The following is an 18,633-nucleotide window of genomic DNA, read 5'->3' on the forward strand; positions in this document are numbered from 1 at the left end:
GAAAGTCTCTTCCCTCGGCGCGGCCGCTGCGGCATCCTGCGCTCATGCAGACGGAGCTGAGCAAGCAACTGGGAGTCGAGCACGCAGTCTTCGGCTTCACCCCGTTCCCCGCCGTGGCCGCCGCCATCACCCGCGCCGGTGGTTTCGGCGTGCTCGGCGCGGTCCGTTACACGGCGCCGGACGACCTCACCCGCGACCTGGACTGGATGCAGGACCACACGGACGGCAAGCCCTACGGCCTGGACGTCGTGATGCCCGCCAAGAAGGCGGAAGCCCCAGGGGGCGGGGTGCTGACCGAGGCGGACGTGGAGGCGATGATCCCCGCCGCGCACCGTGAGTTCGTCCGGGAGACCCTCGCCAAGCACGGGGTCCCCGAACTCGCCGACGGGGAGGCGTCCGGCTGGCGCATCACCGGCTGGATGGAACAGGTCGCCCGCACCCAGCTCGACGTCGCCTTCGACTACCCGATCAAACTGCTCGCCAACGCGCTCGGCTCACCGCCCGCCGACGTCATCGCACGCGCCCACGAGCGAGGCGTCCTGGTCGCCGCCCTGGCCGGAAGCGCGCGGCACGCCCGCAAACACGCCGACGCGGGCATCGACATCGTGGTCGCCCAGGGCTACGAGGCGGGCGGCCACACCGGCGAGATCGCCTCCATGGTCCTCACCCCGGAGGCCGTCGACGCGGTCGCCCCGCTGCCGGTGCTCGCCGCGGGCGGCATCGGCAGCGGCGAGCAGATAGCCGCCGCTCTCGCGCTCGGCGCGCAGGGCGTCTGGCTCGGCTCGCTGTGGCTGACCACGACCGAGGCCGAACTCCACTCCCGCAAGCTGACCGAGAAGCTCCTGGCGGCGGGCTCCGGCGACACCGTCCGCTCCCGCGCCCTGACCGGGAAACCCGCACGCCAGCTGCGTACCGAGTGGACCGACGCCTGGGACGACCCCCAGGGCCCGGGCCCCCTGCCCATGCCGCTTCAGGGCCTGTTGGTCGCCGAGGCCGTGTCCCGCATCCAGAAGCACGAGGTCGAGCCGCTGCTCGGCACACCGGTCGGCCAGATCGTCGGCAGGATGAACGCCGAGCGCAGCGTACGGCAGGTCTTCGACGACCTGACCCGCGGCTTCGAGCGCGCCATCGACCGCGTCAACCGCATCGCCGGACGAGCCTGAGGAGCGGGCCCATGCCGACACCGACACCGACGCCGACCGGATCCACCGCGCCGAACGGCTTCTGGGCGCAGGCCACGGCGGACCCGGAGCGCACGATACTGATCGCCCCCGACGGCGAGCCGTGGACCGCGGGCAGGCTGCACGCGGACGCCAACCGGCTGGTGCACGGGCTGCGTGCCGCGGGCCTGGAGCGCGGCGACGCCTTCGCGGTCGTGCTGCCCAACGGCGTCGAGTTCTTCACGGCCTATCTCGCCGCGGCCCAGGTCGGCTTCTATCTCGTCCCCGTCAACCACCATCTGGTCGGCCCGGAGATCGCCTGGATCGTGTCGGACTCGGGCGCCAAGGTGCTCATCGCGCACGAGCGCTTCGCCGACGTGGCGACCGAGGCCGCCGACGAGGCGAAGCTGCCACCGAGTCACCGGTACGCGGTCGGCGAGGCGAGCCAGGCCGGAGAGGTGGGCCGGGGCGACGGGGCCGACGTCCTCGGCGGCTTCCGCCCGTACGCCGAACTCCTCGACGGACAACCGGACTCGGCCCCGTCCGACCGGACCCTCGGCTGGGTCATGAACTACACATCGGGCACCACGGGCCGCCCACGCGGCATCCGCCGCCCCCTGTCGGGCCAGCGCCCCGAGGAGGCGCATCTCGGCGGCTTCCTCGCCATCTTCGGCATCAGGCCGTACGACGGCAACGTCCACCTGGTGTGCTCGCCGCTCTACCACACGGCGGTACTGCAGTTCGCGGGCGCGTCCCTGCACATCGGCCACCGGCTGGTGCTGATGGACAAGTGGACGCCCCTGGAGATGCTCCGCCTCATCGACGCCCACCGGTGCACCCACACGCACATGGTCCCCACCCAGTTCCACCGCCTGCTCGCACTGCCCGACGCCGTCCGCGCCGCCTACGACGTGTCCTCCATGCGGCACGCCATCCACGGCGCCGCCCCCTGCCCCGACCACGTCAAGCGCGCGATGATCGACTGGTGGGGCGGCTGTGTCGAGGAGTACTACGCGGCCAGCGAGGGCGGCGGCGCCTTCGCCACCGCCGACGACTGGCTGAAGAAACCCGGCACCGTCGGCAAGGCCTGGCCGATCAGCGAACTCGCCGTATTCGACGACGACGGCAACCGGCTGCCGCCCGGCCAACTCGGCACGGTCTACATGAGGATGACGACGGGCGGCTTCAGCTACCACAAGGACCAGGCCAAGACGGCGAGCAACCGCATCGGCGACTTCTTCACCGTGGGCGATCTCGGGATACTCGACGAAGACGGCTATCTCTTCCTCCGCGACCGCAAGATCGACATGATCATCTCGGGCGGGGTCAACATCTATCCGGCCGAGATCGAATCGGCGCTCCTCGCCCACCCCGCGGTCGCCGACGCCGCCGTCTTCGGCATCCCGCACAGCGACTGGGGCGAGGAGGTGAAGGCGGTCGTCGAACCCGCCGCCGGCCACCCGGCGTCGGACGCGCTCGCGGCCGGGATCCTGGCCCACTGCGCACGCCGTCTCGCGGGCTACAAGCGCCCGAAAAGCGTCGACTTCGTCGACACGATGCCGCGCGACCCGAACGGCAAGCTCTACAAGCGCCGGCTGCGCGACCCGTACTGGGCGGGACGCCAGCGGATGGTCTGACAGACAGAGAGACAGACAGACGGACTGTCTGGCGGCCTGATCGGCTAATTCCGACACCGCACGCGGATGCGGACACAGCGAGCGGATCGTGGGACGGGCCCTGCGCGAACTGGGCGGCGACGCCCCCGAGGTGCGGGTCGCCGCCAAGGTGCCGCCGCGGATCAAGCTCGGCTACGACGACCGTCCGCCCGGCGGTGCTGGCCGGGCGGACGCCTTCGCGTGGCGCGGATCAGTAGATGCTGACCTTGTACTTGGCGAGTGCCTCCGGCACTGGTTGGTAGAACGTCGTGCCGCCGGTCTTGCAGTCGCCGCTGCCGCCGGAGGTGAGGCCGAGTGCCTTGTCGCCGTCGTAGAGGGGGCCGCCGGAGTCGCCCGGCTCGGCGCACACATCGGTTTCGATCATGCCGCGGACCGTGCCGCCGCCGCTGTAGTGGACCGTGACGTCGAGCGCGGTGACGGTGCCGCTCTTGGTGCCCGTGGTGGAGCCGGTGCGCTTGACCGGCTCGCCCACGTAGGCGTCGGCGGCGGTGAAGCCTCCGGGGTGGCTGAGCGAGGTGTTGTCGTAGCGGACCAGCGCGTAGTCGTTGTTCGGGAAGCTGGCGCCGACCGTCGGGCCGATCAGGGTGCTCTGCGCGGCGTCGGTGTACCAGGTCTTGACGACCTTGCCGCAGTGACCGGCCGTGAGGAAGTAGTACGTGCCGCCCTTGACCACGTTGAACCCGGCCGAACAGCGGTAGCCGCCGCCGTAGATGGCGTCCCCCGGACTGAGCAGCCGGGTGAACGTGCCCGGTGTGCGCTTGATGCGCAGTGCCCCGGCCTCGGCGCCCGCCGCCTTCTTGATCTTCGCGATGTCCTTGGCGGAGACCGTGCTGTCGGCCGTCACGACGACCTGACCCGCCGTCTGGTCGGTGTACCAGGCGGTGCCGCCGACGTCGGCCCCGAGCACCGCTCGGTCGGCCTTGGCGAGCTGGGTCGCGCTGTACGTCTGGGGGGTGGCCGCACCCGCGTTCGGCAGGGCGATCGCGCTGGTCGCGAGCAGGCCCGCGGCGACGGTGAGCAGCCCGGCGCGTCGTCTGACGCCGGTGCGGAGGGTGCTGCGAGTGTTCCTCACTGATCTCCTCCTCGGGAGTGTGGACCCGATGGGTGGGGGTCCGGTGAAGCACCCTCAGATGACATGCCCCTGACAGTGCTCACGGTGAGTATGAGGAGACGGCCGAACACGCACAAGACCCCGTGCGTGCGCCCTGTCGCGTCCGGCCGAGGACGCGCCGTACGGCTCCACGGCCCGCGCGCCCTGTGACGGAACTCATCGCCAGACCGTCACCGCGGCGCGGAGACGGCTTCTACGGTGAGAGGGTGCCCCCCTTGTCCGAGATCAGCGACGCCTATCGGCCGCGCTTCGCCGAGTTCGCGTTCGAGCCCGCGTTCACCGCCGCGGTCGACCAGCACGTGGCAGAGCTCCGGGACCGGCTGGACGCCGGTGGCCCGGAGCTCACTCCGCGGAGCCCTGACGCCGAGCTGCTGGCCGACTACGCGCTCGGCTTCCTGGACGCGCTCACCGAGATCGACTGGCGTGAACCCGTGGGACACGACTACGCGGTGTGCCGACTGACGGCCATCAGCTGGCTGGTGCACCGGCACGGACTCCTGCCGGAGGTCCGGGACTGACGTCCGGTCCGACCGGTCTAGGGTCCGACCGGTCTAGGGTCCGCGCCGGTTCTCAGGGTCCGCGCCGGTTCTCAGGTCCGCACCGACCTCAGAGTCCGGACCGGTCTCACATCTGCTGGCCGGGACCCGACTCCCGCTCCCGCTCCTGGACCGGCTGGTTCGCCAGCGCGTCATCGCGTCCGGCCTGATACGCGGAGGCGCTGTCCTTGGCCTTGGCCGTCTCGCGCTCCGCGGTGTCCATCCAGCGCTCCCAGCGCTGCCGCATCGGCATGATCATGCCGCCGCCCACGCCGACGATCAGGATGCCCGCCGCGGTCGCCAGCGCGGCGTACAGGACGGGCTGGGTGACCGTCGTGGCGATACCGGCCTGGCCGAGCGCCGCGATGACGCCGAGGGCGACGATGACGGCCCACACGATCCTGGCGACCGTGGTGCCGTACGAGACGCTGGACAGCGCACCGCCCACGATGGACCGCACGGCGTTCGCGATGGCCATCGCGACGACGATCAGGACCACGGCCACGACCGCCCGCGGCAGCCAGGCCACGATGCCGTTGATCATCGTGCTGACGGGGTTGGCGCCGAAGACCCCGAGCGCCAGTTGCAGGGTGATCAGCATCAGCGCGTAATACACGATCTTGACCATGATCCCGGTCAGGTCGTACGCGGAGTCGCGCAGCAGGCGGTCGGTCCCGGCCCGCTCCGCCAGCCGTTCCGATCCCACCTTGCGCAGCACCTTGTCCAGCACGCGGGCGATCACCTTCGCCACGAACCAGCCGACGGCCAGGATGATCAGGAAGCCGACCAGTTTGGGCACGAACTGAGCGATCTTCGACCAGGCGTCGTTCAGGCCCTGAGTGAACTCGATGGAGAGGGTGGTCATGAGCGGGCCTTCTTTCGTCGGATACGCCCCCTGTCTCCGTGTCTAACAGGGGGTACCGACCGCTACCGCCTCACCACCGCCGAACGGATGACCGGGCCTGTACCGGGGAGGCGGGAGAGCGCGGCGGCCCGCTCAGCGCGCCGCGGCCGTCGGGTCGCCCGGCTGTGACGCGTGCCGGTCAGGACCCGGCGGAGCCCCGCGCCGTCGGCTGATCGCGCTGGCCAGCGGCTCGGTGTAGCGGGCGGTGAGCGGACCGGCGATCACCATGATCAGCACGTACGCGGTCGCCAGCGGCCCCAGCGACGGCTCGATGCCCGCGCTGACCGCGAGCCCCGCGATGACGATCGAGAACTCGCCGCGGGCGACCAGCGCACCACCGGCACGCCACCGGCCCCGTACCGAGATCCCGGACCGCCGGGCCGCCCAGTAACCGGTGGCGATCTTCGTGCAGGCGGTGACGACGGCCAGCGCGAGCGCGGGCAGCAGCACCGGGGGGATGCTGGCCGGGTTGGTGTGCAGACCGAAGAAGACGAAGAACACCGCGGCGAACAGGTCCCGCAACGGGCTCAGCAGGGTGTGGGCACCTTCCGCGACTTCACCGGACAGGGCGATTCCGACGAGGAACGCGCCGACCGCGGCGGACACCTGCAGCTGCTGCGCGACCCCGGCGACCAGCAGGGTCAGCCCGAGTACCACAAGGAGCAGCTTCTCCGGGTCGTCGCTGGAGACGAAGCGGGAGATCACCCGCCCGTAGCGGAGCGCCACGAACAGCACCAGACCCGCCGCGCCCAGGGCGATGGCCAGCGTGGCACCGCCCGCCGCGAGTCCGGCCCCGGCGAGCAGCGCGGTGATCACGGGTAGATAGGCGGCCATGGCCAGGTCCTCGACGACGAGGATGCTGAGGATCACCGGTGTCTCGCGGTTGCCGACGCGCCCCAGGTCTCCGAGTACCTTCGCGATCACCCCGGAGGACGAGATCCAGGTGACCCCGGCCAGCACGACGGCGGCCACCGGACCCCAGCCGAGCAGCAGCGCCATCGCGGCTCCCGGCAGGGCGTTGAGGGCGGCGTCGACCAGCCCGGCGGGGTAGTGGGTCTTGAGGTTGGTGACCAGATCGGTCGCGGTGTACTCCAGGCCCAGCATCAGCAGCAGCAGAACGACGCCGATCTCGGCCCCGATCTCGACGAACTCCTCACTGGTGCCGAGCGGCAGCAGGCCGCCCTCGCCGAAGGCGAGCCCGGCCAGCAGATACAGCGGGATGGGGGAGAAGTGGAACCGGCCGGCGATCCTGCCGAGCAGTCCGAGACCGAGGATTATCGCCCCGAACTCGATGAGGAACACCGCTGAGTGCACGCTTACTCCCGTCCCAGAATGTCCGCGGCCGTCTCCACGCCCTCTCGGGTGCCGATCACGATGAGGGTGTCACCGCCCGCGAGCCGGAACTCCGGTCCCGGCGACGGGATCGCCTCGGAGCGGCGCAGCACGGCGACGATGGACACGCCCGTCTCGGTCCGCATCCGGGTCTCGCCCAGGACGCGTCCGTTCCAGTGCGAGGTGGCGGACAGTTCTATGCGCTCGGCGACGAGACCCAGGTCGGTCGTGTGCAGCAGGTTCGGGCTGTGGTGGGCGGGCATCAGCGCGTCGATCAGCGCGTCCGACTCGCCGGCCGTCAGGCGCAGCGACAGCGAGCAGGCGTCCGGGTCGTCCTCGCGGTAGGCGTTGAGGGTGCGGCCGCCATCGCGGTGCGCGATCACCGAGATGGCCCGGTGCTCACGGGTGGTGAGGTCGTAGCGGACACCGATACCCGGCAAGGGGGTACGGCTCATACGTGAAGCGGGCACAACGGTCTCCTGTCTCGCGGTAAGCGTGTCTCCGGCAGTGCGCCACTGAGCCCGTGCGGCCAGGGAAACGCGCCCTGACCGGCCCGGCGGTGTCACCGGCACTTTATCGGCCGGGCCGTTCCAGCCAGCGGGCCGCCACGATCATGTACGCGGCGGCCCGCCGCCCAGCGGAGCCCAGCGGAGCCCGCGGCGCGTGACGGGAGCGGGGCCGTGGCCGTGGCCGGTGGGTCAGGGCTTGCGGCCCACACCGCCGTACGCGTCGACAGCCGCCGGGCCGTCGGCGGCCGGACGCCACTGGGTGACCGGGACGACCCCCGGCTCGACCAGTTCGAGCCCGTCGAACAACCCGGCGATCTCCTCGACATCGCGCACGTAGTACGGGACCGCCCCGCTCGCGTTGTACGCCTCCGACGCGGCGATCATGCCCGCGCTGGTGGCGGTGCTGTCGCTGACCACCAGATAGCTGCCGGGCGCCAGACCGGCCATCAGCCGGGTCACCAGGTCCTTGGCCCGCTCGTACGACTCGACGTGGCCCAGGGTGTTCAGGATCATCAACGCGACCGGCCGCGAGAGGTCCAGCGTGTCCCCGGCGTCCCGCAGGATGGCCTGGGGGTCGTACAGGTCGGCGTCCAGATACGCCGTCTCGCCCTCGGGCGTGCTGGTGAGCAGCGCGCGGGCATGGGTGAGGACCAGCGGGTCGTTGTCGACGTAGACGATCCGGGCGTCCGGCGCGACACGCTGCGCCACCTCGTGGGTGTTGTCGGCGGTCGGCAGCCCGGTGCCGATGTCCAGGAACTGCCGGACGCCCCGCTCTCCGGCCAGGTGCTCGACCGCGCGCCCCAGGAACTGACGGCTGGTACGGGCCACGTCGACCAGCCCCGGAAAGATCTGCTTGATGTGGTCCCCGGTCTCGCGGTCCACTTCGTAGTGGTCCTTGCCGCCCACGAAGTAGTTCCAGAAGCGCGCGGAGTGCGGCTTGCCGGTGTCGATCCGCGCGGATATCGACGCGGCTTCGCTACTGGGGTCACGGTCGGACACGGGAACCTCCTGGGAAACGTCGCTCAGGCCTGCGCCTACCAACCTAGCGCCAACGGCCCGAAGAGGATCACTTCTTCGCAGAGCCGTGCGAGCACCTCACCCCTGCGGTGGATCACGGGGCGAGACGGTCTGACCTGGGCCCATGTGGGTACAACAGCTCCAAGCGCCAAGGGATTCACCAAGCGGCGCACCAGCAGACCCCATGGCTGGAGGACGACCATGGCCCACCCACTCAGCGCCGCCGCGTTACTCGCCGCACTCAGAGCGGAGGGCGTACGCGCGGTGGAACGCTCCGGCTGGCGTACGCACAACCGCAACCACAAGGGCCCGTGGGGCGGCGTGAACGGCGTCGCCATCCATCACACCGCCGGGCGGAACAGCCTGGAGGTGATCTGGTCGGGGACCGGCGGCCTGCCGGGCCCGCTGGCCCACACCCACCTGGCCAAGAACGGCACCGCGACCCTGACCAGCGCGGGCCGGGCCAACCACTACGGGACGATGGCCCGCAACGCGTACGACGCGATGGTCGCCGAGTCGAGCCACCACCCGCGCCCCGACGCGGCGGAGCCGGTCGACGGCAACCGCTGCACCTACGGCCTGGAGATCGAGAACCTGGGCGACGGCAGCGACCCGTATCCGGCCGTCCAGTACGACCAGGCCGTCCGGTGGGCGGCGGCGATCTGCCGCGCGCACGGCTGGAACCAGCATTCGGTGATCGGCCACAAGGAAGGCACCCGCCGCAAGATCGACCCCAGCTTCGACATGGACGCGTTCCGCGCCAAGGTCGCCGAACGCCTGCGCCACCGCGCCGACTGGACTCCGACCCCGAAGGACGACGACATGACCCTGTCCAAGGCGGACATCGAGAAGATCGCCCAACGCGTGTGGGAGAAGGACCACTTCATCGAGGTCCCCTGGGGCACGGAGGCCAACGCGGAGTGGATGGCCAAGTCCATCCTCGTCGACACCGGGGTCCGCGTCCGCGCCCTCCAGGATCAGCTGGCCGAACTGCGCGCCACGGTCGGCCAGCTCGCCGAGACCGTGGCCGCCGGGCAGACCGCGCCCGACGCCGACGTGCCGGGCGCACGCGCCCCCGCCGCATCCGGCCAGGACACCCCCTAGCCGCTGCCGTCCCCCAGCCCCCGCGATCCCTTAACCGTGCCGTCCCCTAGGCCCGGTCGTCCACGATCCGCTGGACCTTGCCGACCGACCGCTCCAGTGTTCCGGGGTCGACGATCTCGACCCCGGTCGACACCCCGATCCCGTCCTTGACGGCCGCCGCGATCCGCGCCCCCGCCACGGCCCGCTCGGTGTCCGTCGCCTCCGCTCGCGCCTCGGCCCGTACGGTCAGCGCGTCCAGCCGCCCCTCGCGGGTCAGCCGCAGCTGGAAGTGCGGCGCCACCCCCGGCGTGCGCAGCACGATCTCCTCGATCTGAGTGGGGAAGAGGTTCACCCCGCGCAGGATGACCATGTCGTCGCAGCGCCCGGTGACCTTCTCCATCCGCCGGAACATCCGGGCCGTGCCCGGCAGCAGCCGCGTCAGATCGCGGGTCCGGTAGCGCACGACGGGCATCGCCTCCTTGGTGAGCGAGGTGAACACCAGCTCACCGCGCGCACCGTCCGGCAGCACCTCACCCGTGACCGGGTCGACGACCTCCGGCAGAAAGTGGTCCTCCCAGATGTGCAGCCCGTCCTTCGTCTCCAGACACTCCTGCGCCACGCCCGGACCGATCACTTCCGACAGCCCGTAGATGTCGACCGCGTCGATCGCGAACCGCTCCTCGATCTCGCCGCGCATGTCCTCGGTCCACGGCTCCGCGCCGAACACACCGACGCGCAGGGACGTCGACCGCGGATCGACGCCCTGGCGCTCGAACTCGTCGAGGAGGGTGAGCATGTACGAGGGCGTCACCATGATGACGTCGGGCCGGAAGTCCTGGATCAGCCGCACCTGACGTTCCGTCATGCCGCCGGACGCGGGCACGACGGTGCAGCCGAGCCGCTCCGCGCCGTAGTGCGCCCCGAGCCCGCCGGTGAACAGGCCGTACCCGTAGGCCACATGGACCAGATCCCTGCGCCGCGCGCCCGCCGCGCGCAGCGAACGGGCCACCACGTCCGCCCACATGTCCAGGTCGCGCTCGGTGTAGCCGACCACCGTCGGGCGGCCGGTGGTGCCGCTTGAGGCGTGGATGCGGCGCACCCGCTCCCGGCCGACGGCGAACATGCCGAACGGATAGGTGTCGCGCAGATCGGCCTTGGTCGTGAACGGGAAACGGGCCAGGTCGGCGAGCGACCGGCAGTCGTCGGGCCGCAGCCCCGCCTTGTCGAAGGACTCCCGGTAGAACGGCACGTTGTCGTAGGCGTGCCGCAAGGTGGCGCGCAGCCGCTCCAGTTGCAGCGTCGCCAGCTCGTCCCGGTCGAGCCGCTCCGCCGCGTCCAGCGGGGGATTCATGGGATGCACAGGAGGGACGCCCCCGTTCCGGTCGTGTGCGGATCGGCCGACCCTCGACCGATCATTCGGTCGAGGTGCTGGGGTTCAGTAATCCAGGGCGCGGGCACGGGCGTCAAGGCGCGGGCGCGAAAGCGGTGGCGTCACCCGCCTGACGCTTCAGTGGGCCTAGTCCGCTTAGTGCGCCTAGTCCGCCGGGTCCTCGTACGTGTGGCGCACGGCGCGCTGCACGGCCCGCTCCAGCTCGTCCGGGTCGACGTCCGCGCGCGCCGCGTACGCGCTCACGGCGGCCCGGAAGGCGTCGGCGGCCGTACGCCACCGGCGGCGCTGCGCCTCGTACGCCGCACCCGCGAGGCCCGCGAGCTTCGCACGCTCCTGCTCGGCCGAGCGTTCCAGCTGGAGCAGGTCATCAGGGATCTCGATATCAGCCACGCCCCGAGATCCTAGGCGCGCCACGGGCCCGGCGGCCAAGGCCACGCCGGGCCACACGGGCCATGTCCCGGTCGGGCCGCGTCTCGGCCGTGCCGCACCGGCGCCTCAGTCGCCGCCCGCCGCTTCCGCGGCCACCGAGCGCGCCCACCGGTAGTCGGCCTTGCCGCTGGGGGAGCGCTGGATGCTGTCCGCGAGGACCAGCTGGCGGGGGACCTTGTAGCCCGCGAGCCGGGTACGGCAGTGCCGCTGGACGGCGTCGAGCGAGGGCGCGGCCGCGCCGGGGCGCAGCTGCACCACGGCCGCCACGCGATGGCCCCAGGTGGTGTCCGGGACGCCCGCCACCAGGGCGTCATAGACGTCCGGGTGGGACTTGAGCGCCTGCTCTACCTCCTCCGGATAGACCTTCTCGCCACCGGTGTTGATGCACTGTGAGCCGCGGCCGAGCACGGTCACGACGCCCTCGTCGTCGACGGTCGCCATGTCGCCGAGCAGCACCCAGCGCTCGCCGTCCCGCTGGAAGAAGGTCTCCGCGGTCTTCACCGGGTCGTTGTAGTAGCCGAGCGGCACGTGTCCGCGCTGGGCGATACGGCCCGGCTCGCCCACCGGCACGGGCTCGTGGGTCACCGGGTCCACCACCCGCGTACGGTCGTTGACCAGCAGCCTGAAGCCCCGCTCCGGGCCCGAGTCATCCGTCGCCCGGCCGTTGGAACCCGACTCCGACGATCCGAAGTTGTTCAGCAGCAGCACATGCGGCGCCAGTTCGCGGAACTGGTCGCGCACCGTGTCCGACATGATCGCCCCGGAGGAGGAGAGGCTGAACAGCGAGGACAGATCGGTGCCCTGGAGCGGGCCGCGCAGCGCGTCGACGAGCGGTCTGAGCATCGCGTCGCCCACCAGCGACACGCTGGAGACCCGCTCCTTCTCGATCGTGCGGAGTACTTCCTCGGGCACGTACTTGCGGTGGATGACGATCCGCTGGCCGTAGTTGAAGGCGACGAACGAGGTCAGCGTCGACGTGCCGTGCATCAGCGGGGGAGTGGGGAAGAAGGTGAGCCCCGCGCCGCCCGCCGCGACCCGCTCGGCGAGTTCCTCGGGGCGCTTCACCGGCTCTCCCGACGGTTCGCCGCCGAACAGGCCCGCGAAGAACAAGTCCTCCTGACGCCACATCACGCCCTTGGGCATGCCGGTGGTGCCGCCCGTGTAGATGATGAACAGGTCGTCCGCGGAACGCGGCCCGAATCCCCGCGTCGGCGCCCCGGACGCCTCGGCGTCGGCGAAGGCCGTCACGGGGAGTCCGGGCGCGTCCGGGGGCGCCCCGCCGACCCGTATCAGATGCCGCAGCTTCTCCGTCCGCGGCAGGGCGGCGGCGACCCGCTCGGTGAACTCCGCGTCGAAGACGAGAGCCGCCAGATCCGCGTCCCGGTAGAGATAGACCAACTCATCCGCCACATAGCGGTAGTTGACGTTCACGGGTACGACCCGTGCCTTGAGGCAGGCCAGCACGGTCTGGAGGTACTCGACGCCGTTGTAGAGGTGCAGGCCCAGATGCTCGCCCGGCCCGATCCCGCTGTCGAGCAGGTGATGGGCGATCCGGTTGGCCGCCGCGTCCAGCTCCGCGTAGGTCAGACGGCGTTCCGCGCCGGTGCCCGGATGGTCGACGTACAGCAGGGCCTCGCGGTCGGGAACCACATCGACGACCGACTCGAACAGGTCGGCAAGGTTGTACTCCACCGCTCCTCCTGACGCCGTCGGCGGGCTGGCTCGGGGGTGTCTGGCGGTCATTAGAGCGCCGCCGGGAGCAACTGGGAAGAGGCTCCGCGAAGAAAACTGACTGACTGTCAGAAAACTATTGAACTGGACCCCCACCTACTGCAACCTGTTCTAGTCGCGAGACGGGAGGACGGGCGATGGGCGGAACGGAACACCTCACCGTGCGGCGCGAAGGCGCCACACTGGTACTCACGCTGAACAGACCGGAGGCGAAGAACGCGCTCTCGCTGCCGCTGCTGGTAGGACTCCACGACGGCTGGCTGGAGGCCGACGAGGACGACGCGATCCGCTCGATCGTGCTCACCGGAGCGGGCGGCGACTTCTGCGCGGGCATGGACCTCAAGGCACTCGCGGGCCAGGGCATGGCGGGCGACGCCTACCGGGACCGCCTCAAGGCCGACCCCGACCTGCACTGGAAGGCGATGCTGCGCCACCACCGCCCGCGCAAACCGGTGATCGCCGCGGTCGAGGGCTACTGCGTCGCGGGCGGCACCGAGATGCTCCAGGGCACCGACATCCGGGTCGCGGGAGAGTCCGCCGCATTCGGTCTCTTCGAGGTCAGGCGCGGCCTGTTCCCGATCGGCGGCTCCACGGTACGGCTCCAGCGCCAGATACCCCGCACCCACGCCCTGGAGATGCTGCTCACCGGCCGCCCGTACACCGCGGCCGAGGCCCAGGCCATCGGCCTGATCGGCCAGGTCGTCCCCGACGGCGCCGCGCTCGGCAAGGCCCTGGAGATCGCCGAACGGATCAACGCCTGCGGGCCGCTCGCCGTCGAAGCGGTCAAGGCGTCGGTGTACGACACCGCCGACCTGACCGAGGCCGACGGCCTGAAGTCCGAACTGGAGCGCGGCTGGCCCGTCTTCGCCACCGACGACGCCAAGGAAGGCGCCAAGGCGTTCGCCGAGAAACGACCCCCCGTCTACCGCCGCGCCTGAGCCTGAGCCCAGGACCGCTAGGAGAAGCCCGTGCCCGAACTCCTCAAAGCCCCGCTCGTCGTCGAGTTCCCCTTCACCCGCTCCCTGGGCCCGGTGCAGAGCGCCTTTCTCACCGGCCTGCGCGAGCGCACCGTCCTGGGCGTCAGGACCTCCGACGGGCGGGTGCTCGTACCGCCCGTCGAGTACGACCCCGTCACCGCCGACGAGATACGCGACCTCGTCGAGGTCGACGCCACCGGCACCGTCACCACCTGGGCCTGGAACCCCGCCCCCCGCCCCGGCCAGCCCCTGGACACGCCCTTCGCCTGGGTCCTCGTACGGCTCGACGGCGCCGACACCGCGCTGCTGCACGCCCTGGACGCGCCAGACGCCGGCGCCGTGCACACCGGCCTCAGGGTCCGAGTCCGCTGGGCCGCTGAACGCACCGGCGCCATCACCGACATCGCCTGCTTCGAGCCCTGCGAGAACCCGGACGGCGGCGGCCGGCCCCGCGCCCACGACGGCGACTTCGCGGACCCCGTCACCGGCATCGTCGCCCCGGCCCGCCTCGACTACACCTACACGCCCGGCCGCGCCCAGTCCGCCTACCTGGACGCCCTCGCCGCGCACAAGACCGTCGGGGAACGCTGCCCGTCCTGCCGCAAGGTGTACGTACCGCCCCGCGGCGCCTGCCCCACCTGCGGCGTCGCCACCGACGAGCGGGTGGAGGTCGGCCCGCGCGGCACCCTCACCACGTACTGCGTCGTCAACATCAAGGCCGCGCATACGGCGAATCTCGACATCGAAGTGCCCTACGTCTACGGGCACATCGCCCTGGACGGCGCCGACCTCGCCCTGCACGGACGCATCGGCGGCATCCCCTACGACCAAGTGCGGATGGGCCTGCGTGTGGAGCCCGTCTGGACCGACTCCCCGACCGGTGACAGCCGTTACCCCGACCACTACCGGCCCACCGGCGAGCCCGACGCCGACTACGACGCGTACAAGGAGCTGCTGTAGATGAGGCCGGCCAGCGACTTCCCCGACGTGGCCGTCGTCGCGTTCGCGCAGAGCGACCACCGGCGCACCACCGACGAACTCTCCGAAGTCGAGACGCTGATGCCGGTGCTGCACGACGTCCAGCGGCAGACCGGGCTCACCGCCGGCGACATCGGCTTCACCTGCTCAGGCTCGTCGGACTACCTCGCGGGCCGCGCCTTCTCCTTCACCATGGCACTCGACGGCGTCGGCGCCTGGCCGCCGATCTCCGAGTCCCATGTCGAGATGGACGGCGCCTGGGCGCTGTACGAGGCGTGGGTGAAGATCCTCACCGGCGAGGCGGACACCGCGCTCGTCTACGCCTTCGGCACGTCATCGCCCGGATCCGTACGGGACGTCCTCACCCGCCAGCTGGACCCGTACTACGTCGCCCCGCTGTGGCCCGACGCGGTAGCGCTCGCCGCACTCCAGGCGCAGGCGGCGATCGACGCGGGCGACACCGACGAGCGGGCACTCGCCCAGGTCGCCGCCCGCAGCCGCACCGCCGCTGAAACCAACCCGCACGCCCAACTCCGCGGCGCCCGCCCCCAGGGCGACTACGTCGTCCAGCCGCTGCGCACCGGCGACTGCCCGCCGATCAGCGACGGCGCGGCCGCGGTGATACTCGCCGCGGCCGACCGGGCGCGCGACCTGTGCGACCGGCCCGCCTGGATCCGCGGCATGGACCACCGGATCGAGGCCCATAGTCTCGGCGTACGGGACCTCACCGACTCCCCGTCCACGCGGCTGGCCGCCGAACGCGCCGGAGCCTTCGAGCACCCCGTCGACACCGCCGAACTGCACGCCCCCTTCACCTCCCAGGAGGTCGTGCTGCGCAAGGCGCTCCGGCTGGACGACACCGTACGCGTCAACCCGTCGGGCGGGGCGCTGGCCGCCAACCCCGTGATGGCCGCGGGCCTGATCCGGATCGGCGAGGCCGCGACCCGCGTCCACCGCGGGGAGTCCGACCGGGCCCTGGCCCACGCCACCTCGGGGCCGTGCCTGCAGCAGAACCTGGTCGCCGTACTCGAAGGAGAGGCGCGATGAGCAAGGAACCCGTCGCCGTCACCGGCATCGGACAGACCCAGCACGCCTCCGCCCGCCGCGACGTCTCACTGGCGGGCCTGGTCCGCGAGGCGGCCCGGCGCGCCCTGGGCGACGCCGGGCTCGCCTGGGCGGACATCGACGCCGTCGTGATCGGCAAGGCCCCCGACTTCTTCGAGGGCGTGATGATGCCGGAGCTGTACCTCGCCGACGCGCTCGGCGCCGTCGGCAAACCCCTGCTGCGGGTGCACACCGCGGGCTCGGTCGGCGGCTCCACCGCCCTGGTCGCCGCGAACCTGGTGGCCGCCCGCGTCCACACCACGGTGCTCACCCTCGCCTTCGAGAAACAGTCCGAATCCAACGCCATGTGGGGCCTGTCCCTGCCCGTCCCCTTCCAGCAGCCGCTCCTCGCGGGAGCGGGCGGCTTCTTCGCCCCGCACATCCGCGCCTATCTGCGGCGCACCGGCGCGCCCGACACCGTCGGCGCCCTGGTCGCGTACAAGGACCGCCGCAACGCGCTGAAGAACCCGTACGCGCACCTCCACGAACACGACATCACCCTGGAGAAGGTCCAGGCGTCCCCGATGCTGTGGGACCCCGTCCGCTACTCGGAGACCTGCCCGTCGTCCGACGGCGCCTGCGCCATGATCCTCACCGACCGGGCGGGCGCGGCGCGTTCACCGCACCCGCCCGCCTGGCTGCACGGCGGCGCGATGCGCAGCGAGCCGACCCTCTTCGCGGGCAAGGACTTCGTCTCACCGCAGGCCGGGAAGGACTGCGCCGCCGACGTCTACCGGCAGGCCCGCATCACCGACCCCAGACGCCAGATCGACGCGGTCGAGATGTACGTCCCGTTCTCCTGGTACGAGCCGATGTGGCTGGAGAACCTGGGCTTCGCCGCCGAGGGAGAGGGCTGGAAGCTCACCGAGTCCGGCGTCACCGAACTCGACGGCGACCTGCCCGTGAACCCCTCGGGCGGCGTGCTCTCCACCAACCCCATCGGCGCGTCGGGCATGCTCCGCTTCGCCGAGGCCGCGCTCCAGGTACGCGGCCGGGCGGGCGCGCACCAGGTGGACGGCGCCCGCACCGCGCTCGGACACGCCTACGGCGGCGGGGCGCAGTTCTTCGCCATGTGGCTGGTCGGCGCCGAACCGCCCATGAGCTGACCGGACGGCCGGGCCCGCGTCCTGGGTGCGCTCCGGGGCGCGCCGGGGGCTTGTCGGGGGCCTGTCGGGCACCGGCGGCGATCGCTAGGCTGGCCACGGACGACGACCGGGAGGAGCGGAACGTGGCCGAGAGCACCACCGCCCAGCAGCCGCCTGCGGGCTGGGACAAGCCCGAGCTGGACCTCAGCAACGCGGACTGGCAGTCCAGCAGCCAGGGACGCGGCGATGTGCAGATCGCCTTCGTGGAGGGCTTCATCGCGATGCGCAACGGGGGCAGCCCCCAGAAGCCGTCCCTGATCTTCACACCAGCCGAGTGGCGCGCATTCGTCCTGGGAGCGCGAGACGGCGAGTTCGACCTGACCTGAGGTCGATCCGGGGCACGGCCGGCCCGCCCGCGTCGCAGAAGGTAATGGTTGCGGGCGAGGCTATCATTAGCTCTATGTCGGAAGCGCAGCTGGTCATCGATCTCGCCGTCACCGTCCGCCACGACGGGCAGGGCGGGGTCGCCGATGACCTCGCCGAACCCGCGGGGCTCACCGCCTGGGTCCGTGAGCGGCGGGCCGTGCTGCCGGGCGGTGCGGGCTTCACCGCCGACGGCGCGGACCTGACCGCCGTACGCGAACTGCGCGACGCCGTCCGTGCCCTGTTCGCCCGTGCCGTACGCCCAGGTCAGCCCAGCCCCGCCGACGCCGGGCGGCTGCTGCCCGACGACCAGGCACTCGCCCGGATCAACGCGGGCGCCGCGCTCGCCCCCGCGGTCCCGGTCCTGAGCTGGCCCGCCGGCGCCGGCCCCGCCGTACGGCACGAACCCTCCGGCGCCGCCCCCGCCCGCGACCGGCTCACCGCCGCCATCGCGCGCGCCGCCATCGCCTTCCTCACCGGCCCCGACCGGGGGAGACTGCGGGCCTGCCACGGGCCGCGCTGCGTGCGCTATTTCCTCAAGGAGCACCCGCGCCAGGAGTGGTGCAAGCCGTCCTGCGGCAACCGCGCGCGCGTGGCCCGCCACCACGAGCGGCAGCGCGCGAGCGGCCGGTGACCGCACGGGGCCGAATCCGTCACCCCCGCGGAGCCACGTACCATGGCGGCATGTCCTTCCTCCGCCGCCGCAGTTCCGCCACGCCCGCGGGCCCGGACTTCGATGTCCTGGCCATGGATCCGGGTGACTGGCCCGGCAATCTGGGCGCGGGCCTGCTGCCCGCCCCCGACGGCAGCTGCCAGGGCGTGTTCCTGCGGTACGACCTGTTCGGCGGCCGCGGCCCTGCGATGATCATCGGCAACCTCCCCGAGGGATCCCCGGCCCGCGAGCTTGAGGACAAGCAGGTGCCCTTCGAGGTGGCGCAGCTGCTCCTCGCGCTGGAGAACGACGAGGACATCGAGGTCGTCGAGACCGAGGACGTCCCGGTGATGCAGGGCGACAATCTGCTGATCGTGCGGCGGATCAAACTCTCCGAGAGCCGCATCTCCTGCGTGCAGTTCGACCGCAGCGACAAGGTGCTGGTCACCATCGCGGCCTGGGACCGTCCCATCACCGACGACCTGTACGCCCTGCTGAAGCCGCTGCCCGCGGAACTCTTCCAGCAGGGCTGACCC

At 71.6% G+C, this 18,633-nt stretch carries 19 protein-coding genes; 11 read left to right on the forward strand and 8 right to left on the reverse strand.

Annotated features, from left to right (window positions below):
• Positions 1-44 precede the first annotated feature (44 nt).
• Positions 45-1,163, forward strand: coding sequence for an NAD(P)H-dependent flavin oxidoreductase (locus ACX6XY_RS16525; protein ID WP_460331053.1), 1,119 nt, complete (start codon positions 45-47; stop codon positions 1,161-1,163).
• Positions 1,164-1,174: 11 nt separating this feature from the next.
• Positions 1,175-2,797 (forward strand): acyl-CoA synthetase, encoded by a 1,623-nt coding sequence (locus tag ACX6XY_RS16530; protein WP_460331055.1) that lies wholly within the window; start codon positions 1,175-1,177, stop codon positions 2,795-2,797.
• Between the two features lie 229 nt (positions 2,798-3,026).
• Here ACX6XY_RS16530 and ACX6XY_RS16535 read toward each other — a convergent pair whose 3' ends face one another.
• Positions 3,027-3,908: a S1 family peptidase gene (locus ACX6XY_RS16535; RefSeq protein WP_460331058.1), complete on the reverse strand. Its 882-nt coding sequence runs from the start codon at positions 3,906-3,908 to the stop codon at positions 3,027-3,029.
• 245 nt (positions 3,909-4,153) lie between these two features.
• Here ACX6XY_RS16535 and ACX6XY_RS16540 point away from each other — a divergent pair, with 245 nt between their 5' ends.
• Positions 4,154-4,465 carry a DUF6401 family natural product biosynthesis protein gene (locus tag ACX6XY_RS16540; RefSeq protein ID WP_460331060.1) on the forward strand — a complete coding sequence of 104 codons (312 nt, stop codon included), beginning with the start codon at positions 4,154-4,156 and terminating at the stop codon, positions 4,463-4,465.
• A 106-nt stretch (positions 4,466-4,571) separates the two neighbouring features.
• Here the strand turns inward: ACX6XY_RS16540 and ACX6XY_RS16545 are convergent, their stop codons facing one another.
• The 4 genes from ACX6XY_RS16545 to ACX6XY_RS16560 all read right to left on the reverse strand — a co-directional run bounded on the left by ACX6XY_RS16545 (position 4,572) and on the right by ACX6XY_RS16560 (position 8,227).
• Positions 4,572-5,348 (reverse strand): mechanosensitive ion channel family protein, encoded by a 777-nt coding sequence (locus tag ACX6XY_RS16545; RefSeq protein WP_460331064.1) that lies wholly within the window; start codon positions 5,346-5,348, stop codon positions 4,572-4,574.
• Positions 5,349-5,480: 132 nt separating this feature from the next.
• The gene (locus ACX6XY_RS16550; protein ID WP_460331067.1) at positions 5,481-6,701 is read right to left on the reverse strand and encodes a cation:proton antiporter; all 1,221 of its coding nucleotides are present in this window, start codon (positions 6,699-6,701) and stop codon (positions 5,481-5,483) included.
• A gap of 2 nt (positions 6,702-6,703) precedes the next feature.
• Positions 6,704-7,174, reverse strand: a complete 471-nt coding sequence (locus tag ACX6XY_RS16555; RefSeq protein WP_460331069.1) for a cation:proton antiporter regulatory subunit — start codon at positions 7,172-7,174, stop codon at positions 6,704-6,706.
• 243 nt (positions 7,175-7,417) lie between these two features.
• On the reverse strand, positions 7,418-8,227 hold the full coding sequence (locus tag ACX6XY_RS16560) for an SAM-dependent methyltransferase (protein WP_460331072.1): 810 nt from the start codon (positions 8,225-8,227) through the stop codon (positions 7,418-7,420).
• A gap of 219 nt (positions 8,228-8,446) precedes the next feature.
• Between ACX6XY_RS16560 and ACX6XY_RS16565 the strand changes: the two genes are divergently transcribed.
• Positions 8,447-9,349 (forward strand): peptidoglycan recognition protein family protein, encoded by a 903-nt coding sequence (locus ACX6XY_RS16565; RefSeq protein ID WP_460331075.1) that lies wholly within the window; start codon positions 8,447-8,449, stop codon positions 9,347-9,349.
• 46 nt (positions 9,350-9,395) lie between these two features.
• On the opposite strand, the gene paaK is transcribed toward ACX6XY_RS16565, so the two are convergent.
• The 3 genes from paaK to ACX6XY_RS16580 form a co-directional block, all read right to left on the reverse strand.
• On the reverse strand, positions 9,396-10,679 hold the full coding sequence (gene paaK / locus ACX6XY_RS16570) for a phenylacetate--CoA ligase PaaK (protein WP_460331076.1): 1,284 nt from the start codon (positions 10,677-10,679) through the stop codon (positions 9,396-9,398).
• Between the two features lie 183 nt (positions 10,680-10,862).
• Complete coding sequence (locus ACX6XY_RS16575; RefSeq protein ID WP_460331079.1) at positions 10,863-11,108, reverse strand: hypothetical protein; 246 nt, start codon at positions 11,106-11,108, stop codon at positions 10,863-10,865.
• A 105-nt stretch (positions 11,109-11,213) separates the two neighbouring features.
• Positions 11,214-12,839 carry an acyl-CoA synthetase gene (locus ACX6XY_RS16580; protein ID WP_460331082.1) on the reverse strand — a complete coding sequence of 542 codons (1,626 nt, stop codon included), beginning with the start codon at positions 12,837-12,839 and terminating at the stop codon, positions 11,214-11,216.
• A 176-nt stretch (positions 12,840-13,015) separates the two neighbouring features.
• On the opposite strand from ACX6XY_RS16580, the gene ACX6XY_RS16585 reads away from it, so the two are divergent.
• The 7 genes from ACX6XY_RS16585 to ACX6XY_RS16615 all read left to right on the forward strand — a co-directional run bounded on the left by ACX6XY_RS16585 (position 13,016) and on the right by ACX6XY_RS16615 (position 18,630).
• Complete coding sequence (locus tag ACX6XY_RS16585; protein WP_460331085.1) at positions 13,016-13,816, forward strand: crotonase/enoyl-CoA hydratase family protein; 801 nt, start codon at positions 13,016-13,018, stop codon at positions 13,814-13,816.
• A 30-nt stretch (positions 13,817-13,846) separates the two neighbouring features.
• Entirely contained in the window at positions 13,847-14,815 is a 969-nt protein-coding gene (locus ACX6XY_RS16590) for a Zn-ribbon domain-containing OB-fold protein (protein ID WP_460331088.1), read from the forward strand.
• Positions 14,816-15,880, forward strand: a complete 1,065-nt coding sequence (locus tag ACX6XY_RS16595; RefSeq protein WP_460331091.1) for a thiolase domain-containing protein — start codon at positions 14,816-14,818, stop codon at positions 15,878-15,880.
• Positions 15,877-17,043, forward strand: a complete 1,167-nt coding sequence (locus ACX6XY_RS16600) for a thiolase domain-containing protein (protein ID WP_460331094.1) — start codon at positions 15,877-15,879, stop codon at positions 17,041-17,043. The genes ACX6XY_RS16595 and ACX6XY_RS16600 overlap by 4 nt, the downstream gene beginning before the upstream one ends.
• 122 nt (positions 17,044-17,165) lie before the next feature.
• On the forward strand, positions 17,166-17,408 hold the full coding sequence (locus ACX6XY_RS16605) for a DUF397 domain-containing protein (protein ID WP_460331097.1): 243 nt from the start codon (positions 17,166-17,168) through the stop codon (positions 17,406-17,408).
• Between the two features lie 74 nt (positions 17,409-17,482).
• Entirely contained in the window at positions 17,483-18,079 is a 597-nt protein-coding gene (locus ACX6XY_RS16610) for a CGNR zinc finger domain-containing protein (protein ID WP_460331100.1), read from the forward strand.
• Positions 18,080-18,129: 50 nt separating this feature from the next.
• Entirely contained in the window at positions 18,130-18,630 is a 501-nt protein-coding gene (locus ACX6XY_RS16615) for a hypothetical protein (protein WP_460331103.1), read from the forward strand.
• The last annotated feature ends 3 nt before the right edge of the window (positions 18,631-18,633 follow it).

The organism is Streptomyces sp. O3 (assembly GCF_054788135.1).

Bases quoted from the DNA above. Each gene is read 5' to 3' on its own strand.
- ACX6XY_RS16525 (WP_460331053.1), top strand. From the start codon at position 45: ATGCAGACGGAGCTGAGCAAGCAACTGGGAGTCGAGCACGCAGTCTTC.
- ACX6XY_RS16530 (WP_460331055.1), top strand. From the start codon at position 1,175: ATGCCGACACCGACACCGACGCCGACCGGATCCACCGCGCCGAACGGC.
- ACX6XY_RS16545 (WP_460331064.1), bottom strand. From the start codon at position 5,348: ATGACCACCCTCTCCATCGAGTTCACTCAGGGCCTGAACGACGCCTGG.
- ACX6XY_RS16555 (WP_460331069.1), bottom strand. From the start codon at position 7,174: ATGAGCCGTACCCCCTTGCCGGGTATCGGTGTCCGCTACGACCTCACC.
- ACX6XY_RS16565 (WP_460331075.1), top strand. From the start codon at position 8,447: ATGGCCCACCCACTCAGCGCCGCCGCGTTACTCGCCGCACTCAGAGCG.
- paaK (WP_460331076.1), bottom strand. From the start codon at position 10,679: ATGAATCCCCCGCTGGACGCGGCGGAGCGGCTCGACCGGGACGAGCTG.
- ACX6XY_RS16585 (WP_460331085.1), top strand. From the start codon at position 13,016: ATGGGCGGAACGGAACACCTCACCGTGCGGCGCGAAGGCGCCACACTG.
- ACX6XY_RS16595 (WP_460331091.1), top strand. From the start codon at position 14,816: ATGAGGCCGGCCAGCGACTTCCCCGACGTGGCCGTCGTCGCGTTCGCG.
- ACX6XY_RS16600 (WP_460331094.1), top strand. From the start codon at position 15,877: ATGAGCAAGGAACCCGTCGCCGTCACCGGCATCGGACAGACCCAGCAC.
- ACX6XY_RS16610 (WP_460331100.1), top strand. From the start codon at position 17,483: ATGTCGGAAGCGCAGCTGGTCATCGATCTCGCCGTCACCGTCCGCCAC.
- ACX6XY_RS16615 (WP_460331103.1), top strand. From the start codon at position 18,130: ATGTCCTTCCTCCGCCGCCGCAGTTCCGCCACGCCCGCGGGCCCGGAC.